This window comes from Pseudomonas sp. GM78, from assembly GCF_000282475.1.
Lineage (GTDB): Bacteria > Pseudomonadota > Gammaproteobacteria > Pseudomonadales > Pseudomonadaceae > Aquipseudomonas.
The window spans coordinates 1-24,359 of record NZ_AKJF01000103.1 but is presented as its reverse complement, the minus strand read 5'-3'; the positions used below and the strand labels follow the sequence as shown (position 1 = coordinate 24,359).

Genomic DNA, 24,359 nt, shown 5'->3' with positions numbered 1-24,359 from the left:
CGTCATGTTCAAGCGAAACACCTTAGGCCTCGGTGGTGCCGCCCTGTGCGGCACCCTGCTGGTCAGCGGCTGTGCCAACCACATGTCACAACGCAGCGAGCACGAGGAACGTGTCGAGCGCAAATTGCTTGATCACAGCCTGCAGATCGATGTGGGTGAGCCCAAGGTGCTTGAGCTCCCTCAGCGCCGGGTGAAAATCCACGAGCAGAAGACTTTCGAAGTCACCGAGTTCGAGGTCACCCGCCATTACGATCGCTACACGCCGTACCAACCCTGGCGGGAGGTCTATGAGATCCCGCTGGGCGCGGTCGCGGTGGTGGCCGGGGTCGGCGCCAACGTGGCCAACGTGTTTGCCCTGGGTAATCTGCCGGATAGCATGACCAGGGACTGGTTCAGCTACGGCTTCGCCGGGCTCAACCCGTTCATGAACGTGCAGTCCCATGGACGCGCCCAGCAGAACCTGGCCGGCATCGACGAAGTGCAGCTCGACAAACGCACGGAGTACTCGAGCCTGCCCTGGAGCGAGCGCCCGGTCGAAGTCAAGGCCGGCAAGGAAACCTTCGAGCTGAGCACCGACAAGAACGGCGTGTTGCGCCTGAACCTGTTGGACAGCCCGTTCGCCGAACATGACCTCAATCACCTGAGCAAGTTGCAGATCAACGTCCAGGACGCCAAGGACGATGTGCACAGCGATTCGTCGCTCGCGCTGAGCAGCACCTTGCGCGGCAAGTTGCTCGAAGCCCACGGCTTGATTTACGACGACCTTGAAGACGACGAAGTGAGCCAGTGGGTTCACCGGGTCAAGCGCCTGTCGGAACTGGGCCTGGAAGAAGAAGCCACGGAACTGGAACAGAGCCTGATCGAACTGACTCGCAACGATCCGGAGCTGCAGACCGAATTCCTCAAGTCCCTGACCAAGGATGCCGGGCGACTGGTGGCGGATCCGGGACCGAATTAAGGCCTTTTATAAAGATCCCAGCCTGCGGCAGCTCCTACAGAGGATCGCACTCCCCCTGTAGGAGCTGCCGCAGGCTGCGATCTTTTGACTTTAAGGTTTATCGCTCAAACAACTCCATCTGCTCAAACCCGCCCCGCAAATCCTCCAGCCTCACCCCCACGCCCAACAACCGCACCGGCTTACCGCCACGGTTGAACGCCTGCGTCAGCAACAACTGATAACTGCCCAGGTCCCGCCCCGCCCCCGCCTGCTCCAGCGTGGTCTGGGTGAAATCATGGAACTTCACTTTGACGAAGGGTTTGCCCGGCCGATAGCTGCTGTCGATTCGCGCCATGCGCGAGGCGAGGGTTTCCAGCAGTTCCGGCAACTTGTCCAGGCAACTGCGCAGGTCCGGCAAGTCGACGTCGTAGGTGTTTTCGACACTGATGGACTGGCGACGGCTGTCGTTATGCACCAGGCGGTCATCGATCCCACGGGCCAGGCTCCAGAGTCGCTCGCCAAAGCTGCCGAATTCGCGCACCAGCGCCAACTTGTCCCACTCACGCAGCTGCGAGCAGTCAGTGATGCCGAGCTTGCCCAGCCTTTCGGCGGTGACTTTACCGACCCCATGCAGCTTGCTCACCGGCAACCCACTGACAAACGCCTCGACCTGATCCGGGGTGATGACAAATAACCCGTTGGGCTTTTTCCAGTCGCTGGCGATCTTGGCCAGAAACTTGTTGGGCGCCACCCCGGCAGAGACGGTGATGTGCAATTGATTGGAGACGCGCCGACGAATGTCCTGGGCAATTCGCGTGGCACTGCCGCCAAAATGCGCACTGTCCGACACATCGAGGTAAGCCTCATCCAGGGAAAGCGGCTCGATGATCTCGGTGTAGTCGCGAAAGATCGTGTGAATTTCCCTGGACGCTTCTCTATAGGCGTCCATTCGCGGTTTGACGATCGTCAGGTCCGGGCACAGCTTCAATGCATGCCCCGAGGACATGGCCGAGCGCACGCCATAGGCCCGGGCTTCATAATTGCAGGTGGCAATCACCCCGCGCCGGTCCGCCGACCCGCCGACCGCCAGGGGTTTTCCAGCCAGGCGCGGGTCGTCACGCATCTCGATGGCGGCGTAGAAACAATCACAATCGACGTGGATGATTTTTCGCTGGGTCATTTCAACGCGGTGTTCATGGAGTAGAAATAGCGTCACGCGGTGTAGGAAAACAGTATCTCACTGACAACTGTATATAGCACCAGTACCTTGAGGGTTCTTTTTCACACGTAGGAACGCCCCGAGAAATTTATTTTCTCAATCAAGAAGTTGGCTCCAATAGAGCCTCAACCCTTGCCACGCCTGCCTCTCAGCCCATCCTAGACATGCAATTTGCAGCTAAGCGATTGAACCGGAACAGGTTTTGTCAAAATTGCAGGTTGACACCCCCGCGCATTTCTATAGAATTGCCAACACAGACGCGGGATGGAGCAGTCTGGTAGCTCGTCGGGCTCATAACCCGAAGGTCGTCGGTTCAAATCCGGCTCCCGCAACCAAACATCAAAAAAGGCTACTCGAAAGAGTGGCCTTTTTTGTGCGTGTCAGTTTTGTCGTCCGCCCCCCACCTCCTCAAGGCGACCCGCACCACGACACCAAGAGAAATCGTTCTGATTCCGAAACTTAGCTCCCCTCCTCCGACTGCTTTAATCTTTTTCGCACTTATTTGACCAAGTTCTGGATTAACGGTTGACACCCCAGCGATTCTCTATAGAATGCCGCCACACAGACGCGGGATGGAGCAGTCTGGTAGCTCGTCGGGCTCATAACCCGAAGGTCGTCGGTTCAAATCCGGCTCCCGCAACCAAACATCAAAAAAGGCTACTCGAAAGAGTGGCCTTTTTTGTATCTGTAGAAAAAGTCCTTTCGCAACAATGATCTGTCACTGTGCGGTGAACCTTCCGGGCTCACCGATGCGCTGAGTTCCGACTATGCTCAATCGCACATCGCACGCTCTACGACTGAAGACGAACTGTCACCGGGACTCGGTGCCAGGCGTTAATATTCGTGATTATTTTTTTCTACAGGGATTGGTAACTTGGCTGGATACCCCCATCCTGTCGCGCACAATCCAAGAGGTGATTGATGCGCGCCAACTCGTCTGATCCACAAGACACCGTCACAGCGACACAACCGATCAAGGCGCAACGGCTGCGTTTGCTTGACCTGATCAGCAAGTACCGCCAACCCATCGGCCTGGCGGTCACCCTGTTGTTGTTCACCATTGCGCTGATTGCCTGCCGTCACCTGTTGAGCGAACTCGACCTGGACGCTTTGCACGACTCGATCCTCGAGGTTCCGCAACCGGCACTGCTGGGTGCGTTGGCTGCTACCGTCGCAGGCTTCATCATTTTGCTGGGTTACGAATGGTCGGCCAGCCGCTACGCCGGCGTCAGCCTGGCACCGCGAACCCTGGCGCTGGGCGGCTTCACCGCCTTCGCGATCGGCAATGCCATTGGTCTTTCGATGCTGTCCGGCGGCTCGGTGCGCTACCGCCTGTATGCGCGCCATGGCCTGGGGGCCACTGAAGTCGCGCGCATGACGCTGTTCGCCAGCCTCTCGCTCGGCTGCGCCCTGCCACCGCTTGCCGCGCTGGCGACACTCAGCGACCTGCCCGCAGCTTCCACCGCCCTGGGGCTTTCGCCAGTCTTGCTGGGCACTATCGCGACGACTGTGTTGTTGCTGTTCGCGGTACTGGCCATCGGCATCTACCGTCGTCGACTGCCGGAACAACCGTACGCCGACAACCTGCTGGTGCAGATCGGCCGCCGCACCTTGCGCCTGCCCGGGCGCCGCCTGACCTTCCTGCAACTGGTCATTACTGCACTGGACGTGGCCGCCGCCGCTACCGTGCTCTATTTGTTATTGCCGGAAGCGCCGCCGTTCGGCGCGTTCCTCCTGGTTTACCTGCTGGCCCTGGCCGCCGGCGTGCTTAGCCATGTACCGGGCGGGGTCGGCGTGTTCGAAGCGATTTTGCTCGCTGCCTTCTCCGACAAACTCGGTGCCGCGCCTCTGGCCGCCGCCCTGCTGCTCTACCGCTTGATCTACGTGGTGCTGCCGATGCTGGTGGCCTGCCTGTTCCTGTTGATCAGCGAAGGCCAGCGCCTGTTTCAGACGCGCCAGACCCTGCGTGCCGCCTCAGGCCTGGCCGCGCCTATATTGGCGGTGCTGGTGTTCCTGTCCGGCGTTGTGTTGCTGTTCTCCGGCGCGACACCGGAAATCGACACGCGCCTGGAACATATCGGTTTTTTGATCCCGCACCGCCTGGTCGATGCCTCGCACTTTGGCGCCAGCCTGATCGGCGTGTTGTGCCTGCTGCTGGCCCAAGGCCTGCGTCGTCGACTGTCGGCCGCCTGGATGCTGACCACCATTCTGCTGCTGGTCGGCGCCCTGCTCTCCTTGCTCAAAGGTTTTGACTGGGAGGAAGCCACTCTGATGGTGCTGACGGCGAGCCTGCTGGGGGTTTTCCGGCGCTCGTTCTATCGCCCCAGCCGCCTGACCGAGGTGCCGTTCTCACCCCTGTACCTGGTGGCCAGCGTGTGCGTACTCGGCGCCTCGATGTGGCTGCTGTTGTTTGCGTACCAGGACGTTCCCTACAGCCATCAACTCTGGTGGCAGTTCACCCTCGATGCCGATGCCCCCCGTGGCTTGCGCTCGCTGCTCGGCGCGGCGGTCCTGCTGGTGGTGGTGTCCCTGACCTGGCTGCTGCGCACCGCACGCCCGGTCATCCACCTGCCGACAGCCGATGAGCTGGAGCGCGCGAGCAAGATCCTCATGGCGTCCGCCCAACCGGATGGCGGCCTGGCCCTGACCGGCGACAAGGCGCTGCTGTTCCACCCCAACGACGAGGCGTTCCTGATGTACGCCCGCCGCGGCCGCAGCCTCGTAGCGCTGTATGACCCGATCGGTCCGGGCCAGCAACGGGCGGAAATGATCTGGCAATTCCGCGACCTGTGCGACATCCATCACGCCCGCCCCGTGTTCTATCAAGTGCGCGCGGAGAACCTGCCGTACTACATGGACATCGGCCTGACCGCGATCAAGCTGGGCGAAGAAGCCAGGGTCAACCTCAAGCGCTTTGATCTCGAGGCCAAGGGCAAGGAGATGAAGGACCTGCGCTACACCTGGAACCGCGGCACCCGCGATGGCCTGTCGCTGGAAATCCATGAGCCGGGCCAGGCGCCAATGGATGAGCTCAAGGTGATTTCCGATGCCTGGCTGACCGGCAAGAACGTGCGCGAGAAAGGCTTCTCCCTCGGCCGCTTCAGCGACGATTACCTCAAGCACTTCCGCATTGCTGTGATCCGTTTCGAAGGACGCCCGGTGGCGTTCGCCAACCTGCTCGAGACCTACGGCCATGACCTGGCCAGCCTCGACCTGATGCGCGCGCACCCGGACGCCCCCAAGCTGACCATGGAGTTCATGATGGTCGGCCTGATCCAACATTATAAGAGTCACGGATACGCGCGTTTCAGCCTGGGCATGGTGCCGTTGTCGGGGTTGCAACCCCGTCGCGGTGCCCCTTTGACCCAGCGCCTGGGCTCGATGGTATTCCGCCGTGGTGAGCAGCTCTACAACTTCCAAGGCTTGCGCCGCTTCAAAGACAAGTTCCAGCCTGACTGGGAACCCCGTTATATGGCCGTGCCTGCCGGACTCGATCCGCTGGTTGCCTTGGCCGACACTGCCGCCCTGATCGCGGGCGGCTTGACTGGATTGGTGAAACGCTGATGATTCAACGCTCCCTGCGCTATGTACTGGGCACCCTGGTAGTGGTGGCCCTGATTCTCGGTGGTGGCTACTGGTACCTCAAACGTCCGGCACCGGAACCAACCCTCGAACTGCTGACCCCGACTGATGGCGCGGCGATGACCCGCGTTATCCCCGGCACCACGCCAAAGGCCCAGGTGCTGGTGGCGGTCAATGAAGAACAGAAGCTCAGCGACAAACAATTGCTGACCCTGAGCCGTAGCGGTTCGGCGCAGATTGTCCAGGTGATCCTGCCCAAGGACTGCCTGCTGCAAAGCCGTGCCCTGCAGTCGGGCCTGCGGGAACTGAAAGGCCCGGCCACTTTGGTCAGCGGCATCGGCCCGGGCGCGGTACTGGCCTGGCGCTGGTTGTCCGAGCAGAAGAACGACAAGGCCCAGGCCGTGTCGGTGGACCTGGCCCTGGAAAAACCCGGCTGCACCCACCTGCTGCCGAAAAGCGCCGCCCACGGCCATTGGCTGGTGGCGTGGAACGACAACCCGGACGACACCAGCGCCGGCTTCGTGCGTGACCAGCCCAACGCCGAAACCAGCATCAGCGACTACGACATCAACCTGCCTCAGGTGCTGAACAACGAACTGCGCAAACTGCTGGTCGGTGGTGACAAGGAAGCGGGCGGCTTGCAAATTCCGGTGGTCGAAGTGCCGGCCGGTCAGGCCAAGGATACCGTCACGCTGTTCCTTTCCGGTGACGGCGGCTGGCGCGACCTCGACCGCGACGTAGCGGGCGAGATGGCCAAGATCGGCTACCCGGTGGTCGGCATCGACACCCTGCGCTACTACTGGCAGCACAAGAGCCCCGAGCAAAGCGCCCTGGACCTCGCTGAACTGATGCAGCACTACCGGCAGAAATGGGGCACCAAGCGCTTCATCCTGACCGGCTACTCGTTCGGCGCCGATGTGCTGCCGGCGATCTACAACCGCCTGGCAGAGTCCGAGCAGCAGCGCGTCGACGCCATAATCCTGCTGGCGTTCGCCCGCACCGGCAGCTTCGAAATCGAAGTCGAAGGCTGGCTTGGCAACGCTGGCAAAGAAGCCGCCACCGGCCCGGAAATGGCCAAGCTGCCTGCCGCCAAAGTGGTGTGCATCTTCGGCGAAGAAGAAATCGACGAAAGCGGCTGCACAGACAAGAGCGCGGTGGGCGAAGCCATCAAGTTGCCTGGCGGCCACCACTTCGACGAGAACTACCCGGCCCTGGCGCAGCGCCTGGTGGATGTGATCCAGAAGCGGCAAGCGCAGGAAACCGAAGCCCAGGAATAATCCTGGCTGCACAAAAAAGCCCCCGCAGCCTGAAGGCTCCGGGGGCTTTTTCATGCAACACCACAACCCACTGTAGGAGCGAGCCGGCTCCGGGCGGCGTTCCGACGATGGACGTCAACGTTAACGCTGACTGCCTGAATGCACGCGGTGCACTCAGGTTTTTCGCGAGCAGGCTCGCTCCTACAGGAAGCCTTACATCTCCACCTGCGTCCCCAACTCAATCACCCGGTTCAGCGGCAGGTTGAAGAAGCGCAAATTGCCGTTGGCGTTCTGCAACATGAACGCGAACAACGCCTCGCGCCACCGGGCCATGCCTTCGAGCTTGGAGGCGATGACTGTCTCGCGGCTGAGGAAGTACGTGGTGCGCATTGGGCTGAAGTCCAGCTCATCGAGATGACACAGTTTCAGCGCCTTCGGCACGTCCGGCTCGTCGGTGAAACCGAAATGCAGGATCACCCGGAAGAAGCCTTCGCCGTAGGATTCGACCTCGAAGCGCCGGCTCGCCGGCACTCGCGGAATGTCTTCGTAGACCACCGTCAGCAGCACCACCTGCTCGTGCAGCACCTGGTTATGCAGCAGGTTGTGCAACAGCGCGTGGGGCACGGCATCCGGTCGCGCGGTGAGGAACACTGCCGTGCCCTGCACGCGATGCGGCGGTTGCACGGCGATGCTGCTGATGAAAATCTCCAGCGGCAGGCCACCCTCGTCGATACGCTCCACCAGCAACTGCTTGCCGCGCTTCCAGGTCGTCATCAACACAAACAGTGCAAAACCGGCGATCACCGGGAACGCCCCGCCCTGGACGATTTTCGGCACGTTGGCGGCAAAGTACACACCGTCCACTATCAGGAAACCCAGCAGCACCGGCACTGCCAGAACCGGCGGCCATTTCCACAGCAGCAGGATCACCGCCGACACCAGGATACTGGTCATCAGCATGGTCCCGGTCACCGCCACGCCATAGGCCGAAGCCAGGGCACCGGAGGATTCGAAACCGAGCACCAACAGCACCACGCCGACCATCAACGCCCAGTTCACCGCGCCGATGTAGATCTGGCCCTGCTCGGCGCTGGAAGTGTGCTGGATGTGCATGCGCGGAATGTAGCCGAGCTGGATCGCCTGGCGGGTCAGGGAGAACGCCCCGGAAATCACCGCCTGGGAGGCGATCACCGTGGCCAGGGTCGACAGCGCCACCAGTGGAATCAGCGCCCAGCTGGGTGCCAGCAGATAAAACGGGTTGCGCGCGGCCTCCGGATCGCCCAGCAGCAGCGCCCCCTGGCCGAAGTAATTGAGCACCAGCGCCGGCAGCACCAGGATGAACCAGGCACGGGCAATCGGCTTGCGGCCGAAGTGGCCCATGTCGGCATACAGCGCTTCGGCACCGGTCAGTGCCAGCACGACCGCGCCAAGGATCGCCACGCCCATGCCCGGGTGCACGACAAAGAAACGCACGCCCCACGCCGGGTTCATCGCCTGCAACACTTCAGGGTGCTGGAGGATCCCATGGACACCCAATGCCCCCAGCACCACAAACCAGGTCACCATGATCGGCCCGAACAGAATGCCGATGCGCGCAGTGCCATGACGTTGAATCAGGAACAACGCCACCAGCACGATCAGCGACAGTGGCACCACCCAATGGTCGATGCCATCGAAGGCCAGCCCCAGGCCTTCAATGGCCGACAGTACAGAAATCGCCGGGGTGATCATGCTGTCACCATAAAACAGCGCCGCACCGATCAGCCCGCAGACCACCAGCAGCGTGCGCAATTTCGCATGCCCTGCCGCCGCCCGCCGGGCCAGCGCGGTCAAGGCCATGATCCCGCCTTCGCCCTGGTTGTCGGCACGCAGCACAAACATCATGTACTTGATCGACACGACCCAGATCAGCGACCAGAAGATCAGCGCCAGAATTCCCAGCACGCCGTCATGGTTGACCGGTACGCCATAGTCGCCGGAGAACACTTCTTTGAGGGTGTACAACGGGCTCGTGCCGATATCGCCATAAACCACCCCGACCGCCGCGACCAGCATGCCTATCGGCTTGGCCGCCGAATGCTCGGCGCCCGCCGCGTGACTACTTGCCTGACCCATCCAACACTCCTGATTCCCAGACCGGCTTCTTTGAACGAAGCACTATGCTTTGCATTGCAGCATGCGCCGTTTTACCTGTTGTTACAGACGTTTTCTTGACTGTAAAAAATCGGTAAGGCCCAACGGCGCGAAGCATAGCGCAGCACTCGTCGCATTTCCCTGCATAAAGCTGGTCAAGTGAGCGTCTCATCGCTAGAATTGCGCACTTTTTGATCAGAGGCACGCCAAGTGCCCGTTTGTCGCCTTGCCCGTTTGCGGCTGGAGGCGTCACAAATACCGAGGTTAGACATGTCCACCACTCCTGCGCCGGCCAATCCAAAGGTTGGCTTCGTATCCCTGGGTTGCCCTAAAGCACTGGTCGACTCCGAGCGCATCCTTACCCAGCTGCGCATGGAAGGCTATGACGTCGTGTCCACCTATCAGGACGCCGATGTCGTGGTGGTCAACACCTGTGGCTTCATCGACTCGGCCAAGGCTGAGTCCCTGGAAGTGATCGGCGAAGCCATCAAGGAAAACGGCAAGGTCATCGTGACCGGCTGCATGGGCGTCGAAGAAGGCAATATCCGCAACGTACACCCGAGCGTGCTGGCCGTCACCGGTCCGCAGCAGTACGAGCAAGTGGTCAATGCCGTGCACGAAGTCGTGCCGCCACGCCAGGACCACAACCCGCTGATCGACCTGGTGCCGCCACAAGGGATCAAGCTGACCCCGCGCCACTACGCCTACCTGAAGATTTCCGAAGGCTGCAACCACAGCTGCAGCTTCTGCATCATCCCGTCGATGCGTGGCAAGCTGGTCAGCCGTCCGGTCGGTGACGTGCTCGACGAGGCCCAGCGCCTGGTCAAGTCCGGCGTCAAGGAGCTGCTGGTCATCTCCCAGGACACCAGCGCCTATGGCGTCGACGTCAAGTACCGCACCGGTTTCTGGAACGGCGCACCGGTTAAAACCCGCATGACCGAACTCTGCGAAGCCCTGAGCACCCTGGGTGTCTGGGTACGCCTGCACTACGTTTACCCGTACCCGCACGTGGACGAGCTGATCCCGCTGATGGCCGCCGGCAAGATCCTGCCGTACCTGGACATCCCGTTCCAGCACGCCAGCCCGAAAGTGCTCAAGTCGATGAAACGCCCGGCGTTCGAAGACAAGACCCTGGCGCGGATCAAGAACTGGCGCGAAATCTGCCCGGACCTGATCATCCGTTCGACTTTCATCGTCGGCTTCCCCGGCGAAACCGAAGAAGACTTCCAGTACCTGCTGAACTGGCTGACCGAAGCCCAGCTCGACCGCGTCGGCTGCTTCCAGTACTCGCCGGTTGAAGGCGCCCCGGCCAATGACCTGGACCTGGAAGTAGTGCCGGACGACGTCAAGCAGGACCGTTGGGAGCGCTTCATGGCGCACCAGCAGGCCATCAGCTCGGCGCGCCTGCAAATGCGCATCGGCCGTGAAATCGAAGTGCTGGTCGATGAAGTCGACGAGCAAGGCGCGGTCGGCCGCTGCTTCTTCGATGCCCCGGAAATCGACGGCAACGTGTTCATCGACAATGGCAGTAACTTGAAGCCGGGCGACAAAGTCTGGTGCAAAGTGACCGACGCCGACGAATACGACCTGTGGGCTGAACAGATCTAGTCGCAAAAAATATGAAAAGCCCCGCTCTCTTGACGATATGCGGGGCTTTTTTACGGCTATCGTTTGGTGAGGAACGGATTCTCATCTCCAATCACCCAAGGGGCAGGCTGGCATGCGCCAACATTCGGTCATTCATACACCGAAACAAAGCGACTACGAAGAATTGACCAGGGTCTGGGAGGCCTCGGTCCGCGCTACCCACGACTTTCTGCCGGACAGCTACATAGAGCTGTTGAAGAACCTGGTGCTGACCCGCTACCTCGACGCGGTGATGCTGATCTGCACCAAAGACCCGCAGCAGCGAATCACCGGATTCGCCGGTGTCGCGGCGGGCAAGATCGAGATGCTGTTCATCGACCCGGCGCATCGCGGCCAGGGCCTTGGCAAACGGTTGTTGCGCTATGCCCTGGAAAACCTCAACGCCGATGAGCTGGACGTCAACGAACAGAACCCGCAAGCCCTGGGGTTTTACTTCAAGCAGGGTTTCGAAGTGATCGGACGTTCGGAAGTCGACGGCATGGGCCAGCCATATCCGCTGTTGCACATGCGTTTGCGCCAGGACCAGAAACTTTCACAACACGGCTGACACAACGCACCGCTGTGCCCACAAAAAGCCCCTGCGGCAAAATGGTTCCGGGATTAACCGGCGCCAGGCAGGTACAATGCCCACCCCTTTTTTGTTACGGCCCTGTCATGACTGACCCGATTCGACTCTCCAAACGCCTCATCGAACTCGTCGGCTGTTCCCGTCGGGAGGCTGAGCTGTTCATCGAGGGCGGCTGGGTCACCGTCGACGGCGAAGTCGTCGACGAGCCGCAGTTCAAGGTCGGCAGCCAAAAAGTCGAGCTGGATCCAGAGGCCAAGGCCTCGGCGCCAGAGCCAGTCACCATCCTGCTCAATGTGCCCGCCGGCATGGACGCGGACACCGCCATGGCGACCATCAGCGCCGAGACCCTGAGCGAAGAGCACCGCTACGGCAAACGCCCGCTCAAGGGCCACTTCCAGCGCCTGACCGCCAGCACCGACCTGCAGGCCAATGCCAGTGGTTTGCTGGTGTTCACCCAGGACTGGAAGATCCTGCGCAAGCTCACCGCCGACGCGAGCAAGATCGAGCAGGAATACGTGGTCGAAGTCGAAGGCGACATGGTTGAACATGGCCTCAATCGCTTGCAACACGGCCTGACCTACAAGGGCAAGGAACTGCCACCGGTCAAGGCCAGCTGGCAGAACGAAAACCGCCTGCGCTTCGCCATGAAGAACCCGCAGCCCGGCGTGATCGCCCTGTTCTGCCAGGCCGTCGGCCTTAAGGTCGTGGGCATCCGCCGCATCCGTATCGGCGGCGTGTCCATCGGCAAGGTGCCCCTGGGGCAATGGCGCTACCTGTCCGGCAAAGAGAAGTTCTAAAGCTTCTCACGCCGCCACACATTCTGGCGCCGCTGCTTGTGCGGCGCCCACTGCTGAATATCAGGATTGCACACCATGATTCACAATGACGTACTGCGCAGCGTGCGCTACATGCTCGACATCAGCGACAAGAAAGTCATCGAGATCATCAAGCTCGGCGGCATGGACGTGGCCTTGGCCGACCTGCTGACCTACCTCGACAAGAAAGAGGAAGACGAGGAAGGTTTCGTACGCTGCCCGGACGAGGTCATGGCACATTTCCTCGACGGCCTGGTGATCTACAAGCGCGGCAAGGACGAAAGCCGCCCACCGCAGCCGATCGAAGTGCCGGTGACCAACAACATCATCCTGAAAAAGCTGCGCGTGGCCTTCGAGCTGAAAGAAGACGACATGCACGCGATCCTCAAGGCCGCCGAGTTCCCGGTATCCAAGCCTGAGCTGAGCGCGCTGTTCCGCAAGTTCGGCCACACCAACTACCGCCCGTGCGGCGACCAGTTGCTGCGTAACTTCCTCAAGGGCCTGACCCTGCGCGTTCGCCCGCAATAGCTTCCGACGCGAATCTACCCTGTAGGAGCTGCCGAAGGCTGCGATCTTTTGATTTTTAAAAACAAGATCAAAAGATCGCAGCCTTCGGCAGCTCCTACAAGACCGTATGCCCCTCCATTCCGCGTAAAAATAGTGGCTCCGCTTCCGGCGGCTGACGACTAGGGTGTAAAGACCCTCAGCTCTCAGGATTCGCCATGCATCCCTATTTCTCCCTGCAAGGCCGCACCGCACTGGTGACCGGCGGCACCCGCGGTATCGGCAAAATGATCGCCAAGGCCTATGTCGAGGCTGGCGCCACCGTCTACGTCTGTGCCCGTGATGTCGAAGCCTGCCGGCAAACGGCAGACGAACTCGGCGCGTTCGGACGCTGCCACGCAGTGGCCGCCAACCTGGCCACTGAAGAAGGCGTGCAGCAGTTGGCCACGCGCCTGGGTGAGCAGATGACCCACCTCGATATTCTGGTGAACAACGCTGGGACCACGTGGGGGGCACCACTGGAAAGCTACCCGATCAAGGGCTGGGAAAAGGTCATGCAGCTGAATGTGACGTCAGTATTCAACTGCATCCAGCAATTCCTGCCACTGCTACGCGCAGCCGGTTCGCCTGCGAACCCGGCCCGGATCATCAACATCGGTTCAGTCGCCGGGATTTCCTCCTTCGGCGAACAGGCGTATGCCTACGGGCCGAGCAAAGCGGCCTTGCATCAACTGTCGCGGATTCTGGCGCGGGAACTGGTGAGCCAGCACATCAACGTCAACGTGATTGCACCGGGGCGCTTTCCAAGCAAGATGACCCAGCACATCGACAGTGATGCGCAGGCACTGGCGCAGGATACGGCGCTGATTCCGATGAAGCGTTGGGGTCGCGAGGAGGAGATGGCGGCGCTGGCGATCAGCCTGGCGAGTACGGCCGGGGCGTACATGACCGGGAATATCATTCCGCTGGATGGTGGGTTCAGTCTCTGAGACCGGCGGTGCGGCCATCGCGGGCAAGCCACGCTCCCACAGGGATTTTTGGTGCTCACAAAATTTGTAGCCGACCGAGATCCACTGTGGGAGCGGGCTTGCCCGCGATAGCGGACTGACAAGCACCACCGATGCAAAGGTCGATCGGGTTATCATGCCCGCCCCATAACGCCTCGACCCCAAATCATGACCTACAGCGTTTCCCCCATCGGCTTCGTGCGCTCCTGCTTCAAGGAGAAGTTCGCCATCCCCCGGCAGCCGCAATTGGCCCCGGCCGCGCGCGGCGTCCTGGAACTGGTGGCACCATTCGATCAGGGCGACGCCGTGCAGGGCCTGGAACAGGTCAGCCATGTCTGGCTGCTGTTCCTGTTCCATCAGGCCCTGGAAGAAAAGCCGCGGCTCAAAGTCCGCCCGCCTCGCCTGGGCGGCAACAAGTCCATGGGCGTGTTTGCCACCCGCGCCACCCACCGTCCTAACGGCATTGGTCAGTCCGTGGTCAAACTGGACAAGGTCGAAGCCAATCGCCTGTGGATATCCGGCATCGACCTGCTCGATGGCACGCCGATCCTCGACATCAAACCCTACGTGCCTTACGCAGACATCATCGACACAGCCACCAATAGCGTCGCCAGCGCCGCGCCACAGTTGATTGCCGTGCAGTGGACGGACTCAGCCCTGCAACAGGCTCACGGGCACGCCCAGCGCCTTGAAGAGCCCTTGGTTGAGTTGATCGAGCAGTGTCTGGCGCAGGATCCGCGCCCGGCGTACCAGACGCCTGCCCCGGAACGGGAATATGGTGCGCAATTGTGGGATGTGGATGTGCGTTGGCATTATCCGACGCCGGAGATGATCCGCGTGCTTGAAGTCATTCCCGCGAAGGGCTGAACGCCAGAAACAAATGTGGGAGAGAGCCTGCTCACGAAGGGGTGTCAGTCGACATTGCGTTGACTGTCACACCGCCATCGCGAGCAGGCTCGCTCCCATAGGTAGAGCAAAAGCAGTTGTTCGTGCTTATTTCTCGACGAACGCACGCTCGATCAGGTAATCACCCGGCTCGCGCATCCGCGGCGATACTTTCAGGCCGAAGCTGTTCAGCACTTCGCTGGTCTCGTCGAGCATGCTCGGGCTGCCGCACAGCATCGCGCGGTCGTCCTGCGGATTGATCGGTGGCAGGCCGATGTCGCTGAACAGCTTGCCGCTGCGCATCAGGTCGGTCAGGCGACCTTCGTTTTCGAACGGCTCGCGGGTCACGGTCGGGTAGTAGATCAACTTGTCACGCAGGGCATCGCCGAAGAACTCGTTCTGCGGCAGGTGCTCGGTGATGAACTCGCGGTAGGCGACTTCGTTGACGTAACGTACGCCGTGGCACAGGATCACTTTTTCGAAACGCTCGTAGGTTTCCGGGTCCTGGATGACGCTCATGAACGGCGCCAGACCGGTACCGGTGCTGAGCAGGTACAAATGTTTGCCGGGCTTCAAGTCATCCAGCACCAGCGTGCCGGTAGGCTTCTTGCTGATGATGATCTCGTCGCCTTCCTTCAGATGCTGCAGCTGGGAAGTCAGCGGACCATCAGGCACCTTGATGCTGAAGAACTCGAGATGCTCTTCCCAGTTCGGGCTGGCAATCGAGTAAGCGCGCATAAGCGGGCGGCCGTTGGGTTGTTGCAGGCCGATCATCACGAACTGACCGTTCTCGAAGCGCAGGCCCGGATCACGGGTGCACTTGAAGCTGAACAGAGTGTCGTTCCAGTGATGAACACTGAGGACACGCTCGTGGTTCATGTTGCTCATGTACGGGGACTCCTGGAGATTGGGTCTGCGCTTGCCCTTTCAGGAAGAGACCTGTGGTGCGCAATTGCATCGCATTCTAATAGCGACGACAATATCTGTTAACTGGATTATTAAGATAAGGGTTATCGGTTATATAGATATGCGATTTACTCTCCGTCAACTTCAAGTGTTCGTTGCCGTCGCCCAGCAGGAAAGCGTCTCCCGTGCTGCGGGCCTGCTCAACCTCTCACAGTCGGCGGCGAGCACATCGATTACCGAGCTGGAGCGCCAGTGCAGCTGCCAGCTGTTCGACCGCGCCGGCAAACGGCTGAGTCTCAACGCCCTGGGTAAACAACTGCTGCCCCAGGCCGTAGCCTTGCTCGACCAGGCCAAGGAAATCGAAGACCTGCTCAATGGCAAGTCCGGTTTCGGCTCATTGGCGGTGGGCGCAACCCTGACTATTGGCAACTACCTCGCGACCCTGCTGATCGGCGGCTTCATGCAGCGCCACCCGGAAAGCCAGGTAAAGCTGCACGTGCAGAACACCGCCAATATTGTGCAACAGGTCGCCCACTACGAAATTGACCTGGGTCTGATCGAAGGCGATTGCAGCCACCCGGACATCGAAGTGCAAAGTTGGGTCGAAGATGAACTGGTGGTTTTTTGCGCGCCACAGCATCCGCTGGCCAAACGCGGTACCGCGAGCATGGAGGAACTGAGCCAGGAAGCCTGGATCCTGCGCGAACAAGGCTCAGGCACACGCCTGACGTTCGACCAGGCCATGCGCCACCACCGTAGCGCGCTGAACATCCGCCTGGAACTGGAGCACACCGAAGCCATCAAGCGCGCCGTCGAGTCCGGCCTGGGGATAGGCTGTATCTCGCGACTGGCGCTACGGGATGCGTTCCGTCGCGGCAGCCTGGTGGCGGTGGAGACGCCGGACCTGGACCTGGCGCGACAGTTCTATTTCATCTGGCACAAGCAGAAGTACCAGACCTCGGCGATGCGTGAGTTCCTCGACCTGTGCCGCGCGTTCACCGCCGGGGTTCAGCGCAGCGACGAGATCGTTCTGCCTACGATCGCTTAAAGCAGAATCACCGCCCAGACCAGCGCGATCATGGTCAAGGCCACCAATTGCGCGGCGCTGCCCATGTCCTTGGCGTTTTTCGACAACGGGTGCAATTCCAGGGAAATGCGGTCGATGGCCGCTTCCACGGCCGAATTGAGCAACTCGACGATCAGCGCCAGCAGGCATACCGCAATCAGCAACGCCTGCTCGACACGGCTCACGTTCAGGAAGAACGACAGCGGGATCAGAATGACGTTGAGCAACACCAGTTGCCGAAAAGCGGCTTCGCCGGTGAACGCTGCGCGCAGGCCGTCCAGCGAGTAGCCGGAAGCATTAAGGATACGTTTCAGGCCGGTCTGGCCTTTGAAAGGTGACATAGAGTAGGAACTGACCAAAAAAAGGAGTGAGAACGCTAGATTAACCAAAGTCAAAAAAGCGTGAAGGCGCCAGCGCTCAATGGCTTGAAATTGACTCAAGTTGTTGCAGCAGCAGCGCCGCCTGGGTGCGGGTCCGCACATTCAGTTTACGAAAAATTGCGGTGACGTGAGCCTTGATGGTCGCTTCGGAAACGCTCAGTTCGTAGGCAATCTGTTTGTTCAGCAACCCTTCGCAGACCATGGTCAGCACCCGGAACTGTTGCGGAGTCAAGCTTGCAAGGCCTTCACTGGCGGCCTTGGCTTCATCGGAAACGCTGACCGCTTCGAACGCCTGTGGTGGCCAGAAAACATCACCATCGAGCACCGCGCGCACGGCTTTCTGGATAACGCTCAGGTCACTGGACTTGGGGATGAAACCGCTTGCACCAAATTCGCGGGACTTCACCATGATCGTCGCTTCTTCCTGGGCCGAGACCATGACCACAGGAATTTGCGGATACTGGCCGCGCAACAGCACCAACCCGGAAAACCCATACGCGCCTGGCATGTTCAGGTCCAGCAGCACCAGATCCCAGTCAGCCTTTTCGCTCAGGCGCGCCTCCAGCTCGGCAATGCTCGCCACTTCCACCAGTCGGACATCCGGGCCCAGGCCCAGGGTCACTGCTTGATGCAGGGCGGAACGAAAAAGAGGGTGGTCATCGGCAATCAGGATTTCGTATGTGGCCATTTTTCAAATGATCCTGTTTTTCATGGGATGCCCGATGCATTCGGGTATCGCCAACACAACGCGAGGTAACAGCCACGCAGCTGCACCAACGGGGCACGTTCAACGCAAAAAACGGCGTTTCAAACTCTGGCCGCACCCTAATCGGCGCCAAGCATGCCCAGCGAAACCGGGGTGGTCAAGCGACATGGCCGGTACACTTTATTGCAGTATCGGCGACAATCAGTCCATCGATACCACTGCCGGTTGAACATAGGGCATCAACTCGGTGTGCGCCGGGGTCGAAACATTCATTTCCAGCTGACGCTTGGCATCGAGGTAATGCTGGCTGAACACATCGAAATAAGCGTCGAGCGCCGAAGCCGCCTCGACATCCCCCGCCAGATCGAGACACAACGCCGCGACTTCCGCGGTGCACAGGTGTTCGCTTCGGGTGGAGCGGCGCAATTGATAGCGCGAGAGCTTCTCCGGCAACAGGCTGAGGATCGGCAGCGCGTCGAAATAGGGGCTTTTGCGGAAAATCTTCCGCGCTTCGGTCCAGGTCGCATCCAGCAAGATGAACAGCGGCCGCCTGCTTTGATCCACCGCCACGCTGTGAGTCACCCGCTCGGGCGCTACATATTCGCCGGGGAACACCAGGTAAGGCTGCCATTGCGGGTCGGACAACAACGCCAGCAACTGCTGATCGACTTCGGTACGCGACCAGATGAATGCATGGTTGTCTCGCACCACGTCGGCAATCAGCCAGCCGGTGTTGCTGGGCTTGAACACTTCCTTGCCGGTCATGATCAGGCACACCCCGGAGCGCGTCTCGACCTGCGGGCGCCAGGCGCACAGGCAGTGACTCTCGATCACCCGGCACGCGCGGCACCGCGTTGCCCGCCATCCACGGGCCTGGATCGGCTTGATGCCTTCCTCTTCGCGCTGGTCGCGCAGGCGGGCTACGGCGTTGGGGGCATGGTTCATCGCAGGCCACGCCGGCAGGAAAAAGAGATCGACACGAAAAGCACTCGGCAAGGGGTGAAAGTGCAGGCAGTTTACCAGACCCTCTGGCGCAAACCTGTACCGTCCAGGCCTGCTCCCCTATAATTCGCCGCCACTGAACGCACAGTCATGTGGTGGGTCAAACCCCCATCACTGCCCCAGGAGAGTTTCATGCTGCGCCTTATCGTTCCCACCGCTGCCATTCTGCTGGCGTCGCCATTCATCGCTCAGGCTGCGTCCTTGAGTGAGCAGAATCTGAACAGAGAGCTGCGAAACGTCGCCACCCAAAGCAGCGTCGGCACTCCTCGGGCGATCAATGAAGACATTCTCGATCAGGGCTACACGGTCGAAGGCAATGTGCTGATCAACCACCTGAGCGTGCAAAGCAGCCACGCCAACAAGATGCGTGCCGACCCCAAGGCTGTGTATTTCCAGCTTGGTGCCTCGGTGTGCAACAACCCGTCCTTCCGCAAGCTGATGGCCAAGGGCGCAGTCATGCGTTACGACTTCACCGAGGTAAAGACCAACCGCGCGGTCGGTTCTGCAAGCTATCAGGAATCGGATTGCCCGAAAGCGACCCAGAAGAAAAAGTAAGTCAGTGGGATTCTGCGCGCCGCTGCTCATCCTCGGCGCGCAGTTCCGCCACCAGCGCCTGCAAATAGCGTGAGCGCCGCTCCGCGTCCTCAAGACGTCGGCAGCACTCCTCCTCGAGACTCAAATGATTGATCTCGGCTGATGACTTCAGCAATCGATACAGTTGCGTATCGATCTCCAGAATGACCCTGGCCATGGCTTACCGGCTCCCTGCACCTCGCTCGTGCTGAGCGAAAAATCCTTTACCGCTTGTACCCTGCGCCCTGCCCTTGACGCCAAGTTGTCGTGTAGTACCTGTAACTTAGTAAATCAGAGTACGGAACACCCGGGGCGGGTTCAGACGGGCGGTGAAACCACCTTGCAAATCGTCAATAAACGGTTGCCAGGAAAGACTTTGCGGCGCAATGATCAAGGCAGCACGAATCATCGCGAGGGTCTAGATTTCAGGTATCTACGTTCATAGATTCAGGGCAGGAAAGGAGCCACCCGTTTCGTCTTGCACTGTGCGAACGTTTCTTTCACCCAAGGGAAAAACAGAGCCGGTATGGATGACCCGATCAGGGTCAAGTGAATCGCCCAGGCATGGGCCTGGGCAGACAGCGACACATGAAGTGTCGTGGCGTTGGCGCTTCAATGGTCGAAGCCGATGGCTCTGTGCAGAAGGAGAAGTTGAATGCCTTACCAACCGAATGACCTCCTGAGCCGTCATTTTGAACAAAGCGGCCACAACCTCATCAGCAAGGTCGAAGAGCAACTCAACCTGGTTTCACCCAATAGCCCGAACATTCCGATCTACCGCGACATGATCCTGACCGTGCTGCGCATGGCCCAGGAAGACCACAACCGCTGGAACGCCAAGATAACCCTCCAAGCCCTGCGCGAACTCGAGCACGCTTTCCGTGTGCTGGAGCAGTTCAAGGGGCGACGCAAAGTCACAGTCTTCGGCTCCGCACGCACCCCAGTGGAACACCCCTTGTATGGCCTCGCCCGGGAGCTCGGCGCCGCCCTGGCGCGCTCGGACATGATGGTCATCACGGGTGCAGGAGGCGGCATCATGGCCGCGGCTCACGAAGGTGCAGGCCTGGAACACAGCCTGGGATTCAACATCACCCTGCCCTTCGAGCAACATGCCAACCCCACCGTTCAGGGCACGACCAACCTGCTGCCCTTCCATTTTTTCTTCACGCGCAAGCTGTTCTTCGTCAAGGAAGCCGATGCACTGGTGCTGTGCCCTGGCGGTTTCGGCACCCTGGACGAAGCGCTGGAAGTACTGACGCTGATCCAGACGGGCAAAAGCCCGTTGGTGCCCGTGGTGTTGCTGGACGCGCCAGGTGGCAAGTTCTGGCAGGGCGCCCTGGACTTCATCCACCAGCAACTGGAGGAGAATCGCTACATCCTGCCCACTGACATGAAGCTGGTGAAACTGGTCTACAGCGCCGAGGAAGCCGTGGCGCAGATCAACCAGTTCTACAGCAATTACCACTCCAGCCGCTGGCTCAAGCACCAGTTCGTGATTCGCATGAACCACAAGCTCAGTGACCTGGCACTCGAACACATGCAGGAGGCATTCGCCGACCTGTGCCTGAGCGATCAATTCCATCAACACGCCTATAACGGCGAAGAGCAGGACGAAGCACGGTTCAGCCACCTGGCGCGGCTGGCTTTCAACTTCACCGCCCGTGACCACGGTCGCCTGCGCGAGTTGGTGGACTACATCAACCTGCCGGAAAACTGGGCACACACCCAGCCACAGGCGCAGCAGCGAACGCGAGAACCCTTAAAGGTTACGTGAGGCGAAAAAAAAAAACGGCCCGCTATCGAAATAGCGAGCCGTTTCAGTCAATCGTCCATCCCTCGGCCGCTGAACAAGCGGCTGATCATTTCCATGGAGTAGCCCCGATACGCCAGGAACCTGCCTTGCTTGGCACGCTCCCGGGCATCTATCGGTAACTGCCCGGAAAACTTGCGTCGCCAGGTGTCCTGCAATTGTTCCTGCCAGTCGATGCCGCTCTCGCGCAGGGCGAGCTCGATGTCGCTACGCTGTAGGCCACGCTGGCCCAATTCTTCACGAATGCGCAAAGGGCCATAGCCACTACGGGCACGGTAGGAAACGAAGCTTTCAAGGTAGCGGGATTCGGACAACAAGCCCTCTTCCGTCAATCGGTCGAGTGCTGTTTCGATCATTTCGGGGAGAGCGCCGCGCTGACGCAGTTTGCGCGTCAGCTCGACTCGACCGTGCTCGCGTCGTGCGAGCAGGTCCATTGCGGTTCGCCGCACCGCGACGAGGGTATCGAGTACGGCGGTCATCGGATCAATCAGATATCAGCGTCAGCCAGATCGTCTTCGGTCTCTTTGACCGCAGAAGCCTTGGCATCCGCTACCGAAGCCGGAGACAGCAGTTTGTCACGCAGTTGTTTCTCGAGCGTTGCGGCAATATCCGGGTTATCCGCCAGGTACTTGGCCGAGTTGGCCTTACCCTGACCGATCTTGGTGCCGTTATAGGCATACCAGGCACCGGACTTCTCAACGAAACCGTGCAGAACACCCAGGTCGATCATCTCGCCGTTGAGATAAATGCCCTTGCCGTAAAGAATCTGGAACTCGGCCTGACGGAACGGCGAAGCCACCTTGTTCTTTACAACCTTGACGCGGGTCTCGCTACCGACGACTTCATCACCTTCTTTCACCGCACCCGTGCGGCGGATATCCAGACGAACCGACGCGTAGAACTTCAGCGCGTTACCGCCGGTAGTCGTTTCCGGGCTACCGAACATCACGCCGATTTTCATACGGATCTGGTTGATGAAGATCACCAGGCAGTTGGCGTTCTTGATGTTACCGGTGATTTTACGCAGTGCCTGGGACATCAGACGGGCTTGCAGGCCCACGTGCATGTCACCCATTTCGCCTTCAATTTCAGCTTTCGGCACCAGCGCCGCCACGGAGTCGACGATGATCACGTCAACCGCATTGGAACGCACCAGCATGTCGGTGATTTCCAGGGCTTGTTCACCGGTGTCAGGCTGGGACACCAGCAGGTCGTCGACGTTGACGCCCAGCTTGCCGGCGTACTCAGGGTCCAGGGCGTGCTCGGCATCGACGAATGCGCAGGTCGCGCCGGCTTTCTGGGCCTGGGCGATCACGGACAATGTCAGTGTGGTTTTACCGGAAGATTCAGGACCGTAGATTTCAACAATGCGGCCTTTTGGCAAGCCGCCAATGCCCAAAGCGATGTCCAGACCCAGAGAGCCAGTGGAGATGGCCGGGATCGCCTGACGGTCCTGATCGCCCATACGCATTACGGCACCCTTGCCGAATTGACGTTCGATCTGACCCAGGGCCGCAGCCAAGGCTTTCTTCTTGTTGTCGTCCATTAAAGTCCTCACGTAATCAATAAGGCCTGACGGCCAACACCTGTATAAGTAGACAGTATTATTCCACAGCGTTTGCGGATCGCCTACCCCTGATTTGCGATTTCTCCCGCGGCATGGCGCAGCAGCCCCTCTAGCGCGGCCTTCACCGTTTGTCGGCGGACCTCATCGCGGTTACCGGCAAAGTGCTGCACCTCGCTGTACACCTGGTCGTCGACACCCCACGCCAGCCATACGGTGCCCACCGGCTTGCTTGGCGAACCGCCGTCCGGCCCTGCCACCCCACTGACCGCCACGGCAAAACGCGCACGGCTTTTTTCCTGTGCGCCACGCACCATGGCCTCGACCACCTCCCGACTGACCGCCCCCACCGTTGAAAACAACTCGGTCGGGACATTCAGCTGGAGCGTCTTCTGTCGGTTGGAATAGGTGACATAACCGGCTTCGAACCACGCCGAGCTTCCCGGTATCCGGGTAATCGCCTCGCTGATACCACCACCCGTACAGGACTCGGCGGCGGTGACGTGGGCATTGAGAACCTGCAGGCGCCTACCGAGTTCAGCGGCCAGCTGTGTGATTTCTTTCACGGTCATCTCCTGATCGAACGGAATGAGGCCTAACGTACACGAGCGAATGGCGCTTGCAAGTTACAGAAGCGATTCAAAATGTCAGCGAGCAAGCGCTCTGACACAGGGCCTTGCCGACTTGCAGGCGGGGCCAGGATCAGACCGCAGGTGGGCACAACACGGTCTTTGCCCGCTCCCAAAGCAGCAAACGATCCTGGAGCCCGTTCAAGCCACCATTGATCCGTCGGGTAATACTGTTGAACTCATCGCCATCGGCCAGTTCATTAAGGCCGTTTCGCGCCCAGAACCAGGCCGCGGATTCAGCGGCCCATTGTGGCAGCTCCAGCAGTTCGGGTTGTTGCAGCAAGCGCTCATCACTAAAAAGAGCCCAACTACACTGCAGATAGTTGCTGCGGCCGGTAATCTGGATAAGCCCACGGCCCCGATAGCGTTGACCGTCGCCGTCGGGCTCAGGGGAATTGCCCAGGCGCATGGCCAGGTCCCCGATGTCGTACTTCTTGAAATAGTTCTCGCTGCCCAACTCTCGCACATGTCGCAACTGCCCCGACTCGTGGCCGATTTGCGCCAGGAAGGCGGCCATGCGCCCGGGGGTACTGATATTACGACGCGTCATGGCGTTATTGAGGGCGAGTATGAACACGCCCGCCTGAGTGCGAGCGCCGGGGAAAATCATGAGTAACTGTTGCTCAGTGAGGCGCATCGTTCACTCCTTTGATTGATGCTTGAAATTGGCAAGGTGGCGCTGGGAGAAATCCGCCGGCAGCCGATTGACTGCCGCGCCCGAACGCCAGATTACACACCTCACCCACGCGAGCCTCGCCGGTAATTGTTGCACCGTGTTGTGGTGCCAGCGGACGCCGTAGCGACAAGGGCAACGCGCCACCCATTCACTGTGGGTCGGGACGAGAATCGCGCGGCGGTGCATCATCGATACCGATACGCCGGGCCACCCAACGCCCGTACAAGCCTACGACCATGTCAGCCCCGGCTATCGCGGTGAGGCAACCGAAAGCGCCAGCGGCCCAGATCGACATCCCGGCGGCGTACAGCAACATCATTGCCGAGACGCCACACACCATGCAGGCCCCGGAACGGAGGGCCAGGCGTCGCAGTAATGACCAACCACGAGTGCCCTCCTTGTCGGCGCGCCACATTTCCCCGGACACCCCACTGACCACTGCGAGCGCGACGACGAGCCAGATCGGCAGGGGCAGCAACAGTTGTTGCTCGTTT

At 60.2% G+C, this 24,359-nt stretch carries 24 protein-coding genes and 2 tRNA genes; 14 read left to right on the top strand and 12 right to left on the bottom strand.

Going from position 1 to position 24,359, the window contains the following annotated elements:
* The first annotated feature begins 4 nt into the window (after positions 1-4).
* Positions 5-958 carry a hypothetical protein gene (locus PMI35_RS13990; RefSeq protein ID WP_008060685.1) on the top strand — a complete coding sequence of 318 codons (954 nt, stop codon included), beginning with the start codon at positions 5-7 and terminating at the stop codon, positions 956-958.
* Between the two features lie 97 nt (positions 959-1,055).
* Here PMI35_RS13990 and dinB read toward each other — a convergent pair whose 3' ends face one another.
* Positions 1,056-2,117, bottom strand: coding sequence for a DNA polymerase IV (dinB, locus tag PMI35_RS13995; RefSeq protein ID WP_008060683.1), 1,062 nt, complete (start codon positions 2,115-2,117; stop codon positions 1,056-1,058).
* Positions 2,118-2,414: 297 nt separating this feature from the next.
* Here dinB and PMI35_RS14000 point away from each other — a divergent pair.
* The 4 genes from PMI35_RS14000 to PMI35_RS14015 all read left to right on the top strand — a co-directional run bounded on the left by PMI35_RS14000 (position 2,415) and on the right by PMI35_RS14015 (position 7,015).
* Positions 2,415-2,491, top strand: a tRNA-Met gene (locus PMI35_RS14000).
* A gap of 231 nt (positions 2,492-2,722) precedes the next feature.
* Positions 2,723-2,799: transfer RNA gene (locus tag PMI35_RS14005), tRNA-Met, on the top strand.
* Positions 2,800-3,077: 278 nt separating this feature from the next.
* Positions 3,078-5,720, top strand: a complete 2,643-nt coding sequence (gene mprF, locus PMI35_RS14010) for a bifunctional lysylphosphatidylglycerol flippase/synthetase MprF (RefSeq protein ID WP_008060682.1) — start codon at positions 3,078-3,080, stop codon at positions 5,718-5,720.
* A complete protein-coding gene (locus tag PMI35_RS14015) occupies positions 5,720-7,015 on the top strand; it encodes a virulence factor family protein (protein WP_008060681.1) in 1,296 nt (431 codons plus the stop codon). The genes mprF and PMI35_RS14015 overlap by 1 nt, the downstream gene beginning before the upstream one ends.
* Before the next feature lie 192 nt (positions 7,016-7,207).
* On the opposite strand, the gene PMI35_RS14020 is transcribed toward PMI35_RS14015, so the two are convergent.
* Positions 7,208-9,109 carry a potassium transporter Kup gene (locus PMI35_RS14020; protein ID WP_008060680.1) on the bottom strand — a complete coding sequence of 634 codons (1,902 nt, stop codon included), beginning with the start codon at positions 9,107-9,109 and terminating at the stop codon, positions 7,208-7,210.
* Between the two features lie 288 nt (positions 9,110-9,397).
* On the opposite strand from PMI35_RS14020, the gene rimO reads away from it, so the two are divergent.
* The 6 genes from rimO (at position 9,398) to tsaA (ending at position 14,535) form a co-directional block, all read left to right on the top strand.
* A complete protein-coding gene (gene rimO / locus PMI35_RS14025) occupies positions 9,398-10,735 on the top strand; it encodes a 30S ribosomal protein S12 methylthiotransferase RimO (protein ID WP_008052161.1) in 1,338 nt (445 codons plus the stop codon).
* 112 nt (positions 10,736-10,847) lie between these two features.
* Complete coding sequence (locus PMI35_RS14030) at positions 10,848-11,321, top strand: GNAT family N-acetyltransferase (RefSeq protein WP_008060679.1); 474 nt, start codon at positions 10,848-10,850, stop codon at positions 11,319-11,321.
* Between the two features lie 107 nt (positions 11,322-11,428).
* Entirely contained in the window at positions 11,429-12,139 is a 711-nt protein-coding gene (locus tag PMI35_RS14035) for an rRNA pseudouridine synthase (RefSeq protein WP_008060656.1), read from the top strand.
* Between the two features lie 75 nt (positions 12,140-12,214).
* Positions 12,215-12,685 carry a DUF1456 family protein gene (locus tag PMI35_RS14040; RefSeq protein ID WP_008060655.1) on the top strand — a complete coding sequence of 157 codons (471 nt, stop codon included), beginning with the start codon at positions 12,215-12,217 and terminating at the stop codon, positions 12,683-12,685.
* 194 nt (positions 12,686-12,879) lie between these two features.
* Positions 12,880-13,650: an SDR family oxidoreductase gene (locus PMI35_RS14045; protein WP_008060654.1), complete on the top strand. Its 771-nt coding sequence runs from the start codon at positions 12,880-12,882 to the stop codon at positions 13,648-13,650.
* Positions 13,651-13,836: 186 nt separating this feature from the next.
* Positions 13,837-14,535, top strand: a complete 699-nt coding sequence (gene tsaA / locus PMI35_RS14050; protein WP_008060653.1) for a tRNA (N6-threonylcarbamoyladenosine(37)-N6)-methyltransferase TrmO — start codon at positions 13,837-13,839, stop codon at positions 14,533-14,535.
* Positions 14,536-14,661: 126 nt separating this feature from the next.
* On the opposite strand, the gene fpr is transcribed toward tsaA, so the two are convergent.
* The gene (gene fpr, locus PMI35_RS14055) at positions 14,662-15,441 is read right to left on the bottom strand and encodes a ferredoxin-NADP reductase (RefSeq protein WP_008054100.1); all 780 of its coding nucleotides are present in this window, start codon (positions 15,439-15,441) and stop codon (positions 14,662-14,664) included.
* 139 nt (positions 15,442-15,580) lie between these two features.
* On the opposite strand from fpr, the gene PMI35_RS14060 reads away from it, so the two are divergent.
* Positions 15,581-16,507 (top strand): LysR family transcriptional regulator, encoded by a 927-nt coding sequence (locus PMI35_RS14060; protein ID WP_008060651.1) that lies wholly within the window; start codon positions 15,581-15,583, stop codon positions 16,505-16,507.
* On the opposite strand, the gene PMI35_RS14065 is transcribed toward PMI35_RS14060, so the two are convergent.
* From PMI35_RS14065 to PMI35_RS14075, 3 genes are all read right to left on the bottom strand, one after another.
* Complete coding sequence (locus tag PMI35_RS14065) at positions 16,504-16,866, bottom strand: diacylglycerol kinase (protein WP_008060649.1); 363 nt, start codon at positions 16,864-16,866, stop codon at positions 16,504-16,506. The genes PMI35_RS14060 and PMI35_RS14065 overlap by 4 nt on opposite strands.
* A gap of 76 nt (positions 16,867-16,942) precedes the next feature.
* The gene (erdR, locus tag PMI35_RS14070) at positions 16,943-17,593 is read right to left on the bottom strand and encodes a response regulator transcription factor ErdR (protein ID WP_008060647.1); all 651 of its coding nucleotides are present in this window, start codon (positions 17,591-17,593) and stop codon (positions 16,943-16,945) included.
* A gap of 219 nt (positions 17,594-17,812) precedes the next feature.
* Positions 17,813-18,556, bottom strand: coding sequence for a tRNA-uridine aminocarboxypropyltransferase (locus tag PMI35_RS14075; protein WP_008060645.1), 744 nt, complete (start codon positions 18,554-18,556; stop codon positions 17,813-17,815).
* Positions 18,557-18,745: 189 nt separating this feature from the next.
* Between PMI35_RS14075 and PMI35_RS14080 the strand changes: the two genes are divergently transcribed.
* Entirely contained in the window at positions 18,746-19,168 is a 423-nt protein-coding gene (locus tag PMI35_RS14080; protein ID WP_008060643.1) for a PA3611 family quorum-sensing-regulated virulence factor, read from the top strand.
* Between the two features lies 1 nt (position 19,169).
* Here the strand turns inward: PMI35_RS14080 and PMI35_RS14085 are convergent, their stop codons facing one another.
* Positions 19,170-19,364 carry a hypothetical protein gene (locus PMI35_RS14085; protein WP_008060634.1) on the bottom strand — a complete coding sequence of 65 codons (195 nt, stop codon included), beginning with the start codon at positions 19,362-19,364 and terminating at the stop codon, positions 19,170-19,172.
* A gap of 477 nt (positions 19,365-19,841) precedes the next feature.
* On the opposite strand from PMI35_RS14085, the gene PMI35_RS14090 reads away from it, so the two are divergent.
* Positions 19,842-20,960, top strand: a complete 1,119-nt coding sequence (locus PMI35_RS14090) for a TIGR00730 family Rossman fold protein (protein WP_008060632.1) — start codon at positions 19,842-19,844, stop codon at positions 20,958-20,960.
* A 47-nt stretch (positions 20,961-21,007) separates the two neighbouring features.
* On the opposite strand, the gene recX is transcribed toward PMI35_RS14090, so the two are convergent.
* The 5 genes from recX to PMI35_RS14115 all read right to left on the bottom strand — a co-directional run.
* On the bottom strand, positions 21,008-21,475 hold the full coding sequence (gene recX, locus PMI35_RS14095; protein ID WP_008060631.1) for a recombination regulator RecX: 468 nt from the start codon (positions 21,473-21,475) through the stop codon (positions 21,008-21,010).
* A gap of 8 nt (positions 21,476-21,483) precedes the next feature.
* Positions 21,484-22,542: a recombinase RecA gene (recA, locus tag PMI35_RS14100; RefSeq protein WP_008060630.1), complete on the bottom strand. Its 1,059-nt coding sequence runs from the start codon at positions 22,540-22,542 to the stop codon at positions 21,484-21,486.
* 83 nt (positions 22,543-22,625) lie between these two features.
* Positions 22,626-23,126: a CinA family protein gene (locus tag PMI35_RS14105; protein WP_008060629.1), complete on the bottom strand. Its 501-nt coding sequence runs from the start codon at positions 23,124-23,126 to the stop codon at positions 22,626-22,628.
* Between the two features lie 136 nt (positions 23,127-23,262).
* Complete coding sequence (locus PMI35_RS14110; protein ID WP_008060628.1) at positions 23,263-23,826, bottom strand: glycoside hydrolase family 19 protein; 564 nt, start codon at positions 23,824-23,826, stop codon at positions 23,263-23,265.
* A 187-nt stretch (positions 23,827-24,013) separates the two neighbouring features.
* The coding region (locus PMI35_RS14115; protein ID WP_008060627.1) for a phage holin family protein at positions 24,014-24,359 on the bottom strand (346 nt) is incomplete at its 5' end.

What these genes read in the sequence shown, in the direction of transcription:
- PMI35_RS13990 (WP_008060685.1), top strand. Translation starts at nt 5, where the DNA reads ATGTTCAAGCGAAACACCTTAGGCCTCGGTGGTGCCGCCCTGTGCGGC.
- dinB (WP_008060683.1), bottom strand. Translation starts at nt 2,117, where the DNA reads ATGACCCAGCGAAAAATCATCCACGTCGATTGTGATTGTTTCTACGCC.
- mprF (WP_008060682.1), top strand. Translation starts at nt 3,078, where the DNA reads ATGCGCGCCAACTCGTCTGATCCACAAGACACCGTCACAGCGACACAA.
- PMI35_RS14015 (WP_008060681.1), top strand. Translation starts at nt 5,720, where the DNA reads ATGATTCAACGCTCCCTGCGCTATGTACTGGGCACCCTGGTAGTGGTG.
- PMI35_RS14020 (WP_008060680.1), bottom strand. Translation starts at nt 9,109, where the DNA reads ATGGGTCAGGCAAGTAGTCACGCGGCGGGCGCCGAGCATTCGGCGGCC.
- rimO (WP_008052161.1), top strand. Translation starts at nt 9,398, where the DNA reads ATGTCCACCACTCCTGCGCCGGCCAATCCAAAGGTTGGCTTCGTATCC.
- PMI35_RS14030 (WP_008060679.1), top strand. Translation starts at nt 10,848, where the DNA reads ATGCGCCAACATTCGGTCATTCATACACCGAAACAAAGCGACTACGAA.
- PMI35_RS14035 (WP_008060656.1), top strand. Translation starts at nt 11,429, where the DNA reads ATGACTGACCCGATTCGACTCTCCAAACGCCTCATCGAACTCGTCGGC.
- PMI35_RS14040 (WP_008060655.1), top strand. Translation starts at nt 12,215, where the DNA reads ATGATTCACAATGACGTACTGCGCAGCGTGCGCTACATGCTCGACATC.
- PMI35_RS14045 (WP_008060654.1), top strand. Translation starts at nt 12,880, where the DNA reads ATGCATCCCTATTTCTCCCTGCAAGGCCGCACCGCACTGGTGACCGGC.
- tsaA (WP_008060653.1), top strand. Translation starts at nt 13,837, where the DNA reads ATGACCTACAGCGTTTCCCCCATCGGCTTCGTGCGCTCCTGCTTCAAG.
- fpr (WP_008054100.1), bottom strand. Translation starts at nt 15,441, where the DNA reads ATGAGCAACATGAACCACGAGCGTGTCCTCAGTGTTCATCACTGGAAC.
- PMI35_RS14060 (WP_008060651.1), top strand. Translation starts at nt 15,581, where the DNA reads ATGCGATTTACTCTCCGTCAACTTCAAGTGTTCGTTGCCGTCGCCCAG.
- PMI35_RS14065 (WP_008060649.1), bottom strand. Translation starts at nt 16,866, where the DNA reads ATGTCACCTTTCAAAGGCCAGACCGGCCTGAAACGTATCCTTAATGCT.
- erdR (WP_008060647.1), bottom strand. Translation starts at nt 17,593, where the DNA reads ATGGCCACATACGAAATCCTGATTGCCGATGACCACCCTCTTTTTCGT.
- PMI35_RS14075 (WP_008060645.1), bottom strand. Translation starts at nt 18,556, where the DNA reads ATGAACCATGCCCCCAACGCCGTAGCCCGCCTGCGCGACCAGCGCGAA.
- PMI35_RS14080 (WP_008060643.1), top strand. Translation starts at nt 18,746, where the DNA reads ATGCTGCGCCTTATCGTTCCCACCGCTGCCATTCTGCTGGCGTCGCCA.
- PMI35_RS14085 (WP_008060634.1), bottom strand. Translation starts at nt 19,364, where the DNA reads ATGGCCAGGGTCATTCTGGAGATCGATACGCAACTGTATCGATTGCTG.
- PMI35_RS14090 (WP_008060632.1), top strand. Translation starts at nt 19,842, where the DNA reads ATGCCTTACCAACCGAATGACCTCCTGAGCCGTCATTTTGAACAAAGC.
- recX (WP_008060631.1), bottom strand. Translation starts at nt 21,475, where the DNA reads ATGACCGCCGTACTCGATACCCTCGTCGCGGTGCGGCGAACCGCAATG.
- recA (WP_008060630.1), bottom strand. Translation starts at nt 22,542, where the DNA reads ATGGACGACAACAAGAAGAAAGCCTTGGCTGCGGCCCTGGGTCAGATC.
- PMI35_RS14110 (WP_008060628.1), bottom strand. Translation starts at nt 23,826, where the DNA reads ATGCGCCTCACTGAGCAACAGTTACTCATGATTTTCCCCGGCGCTCGC.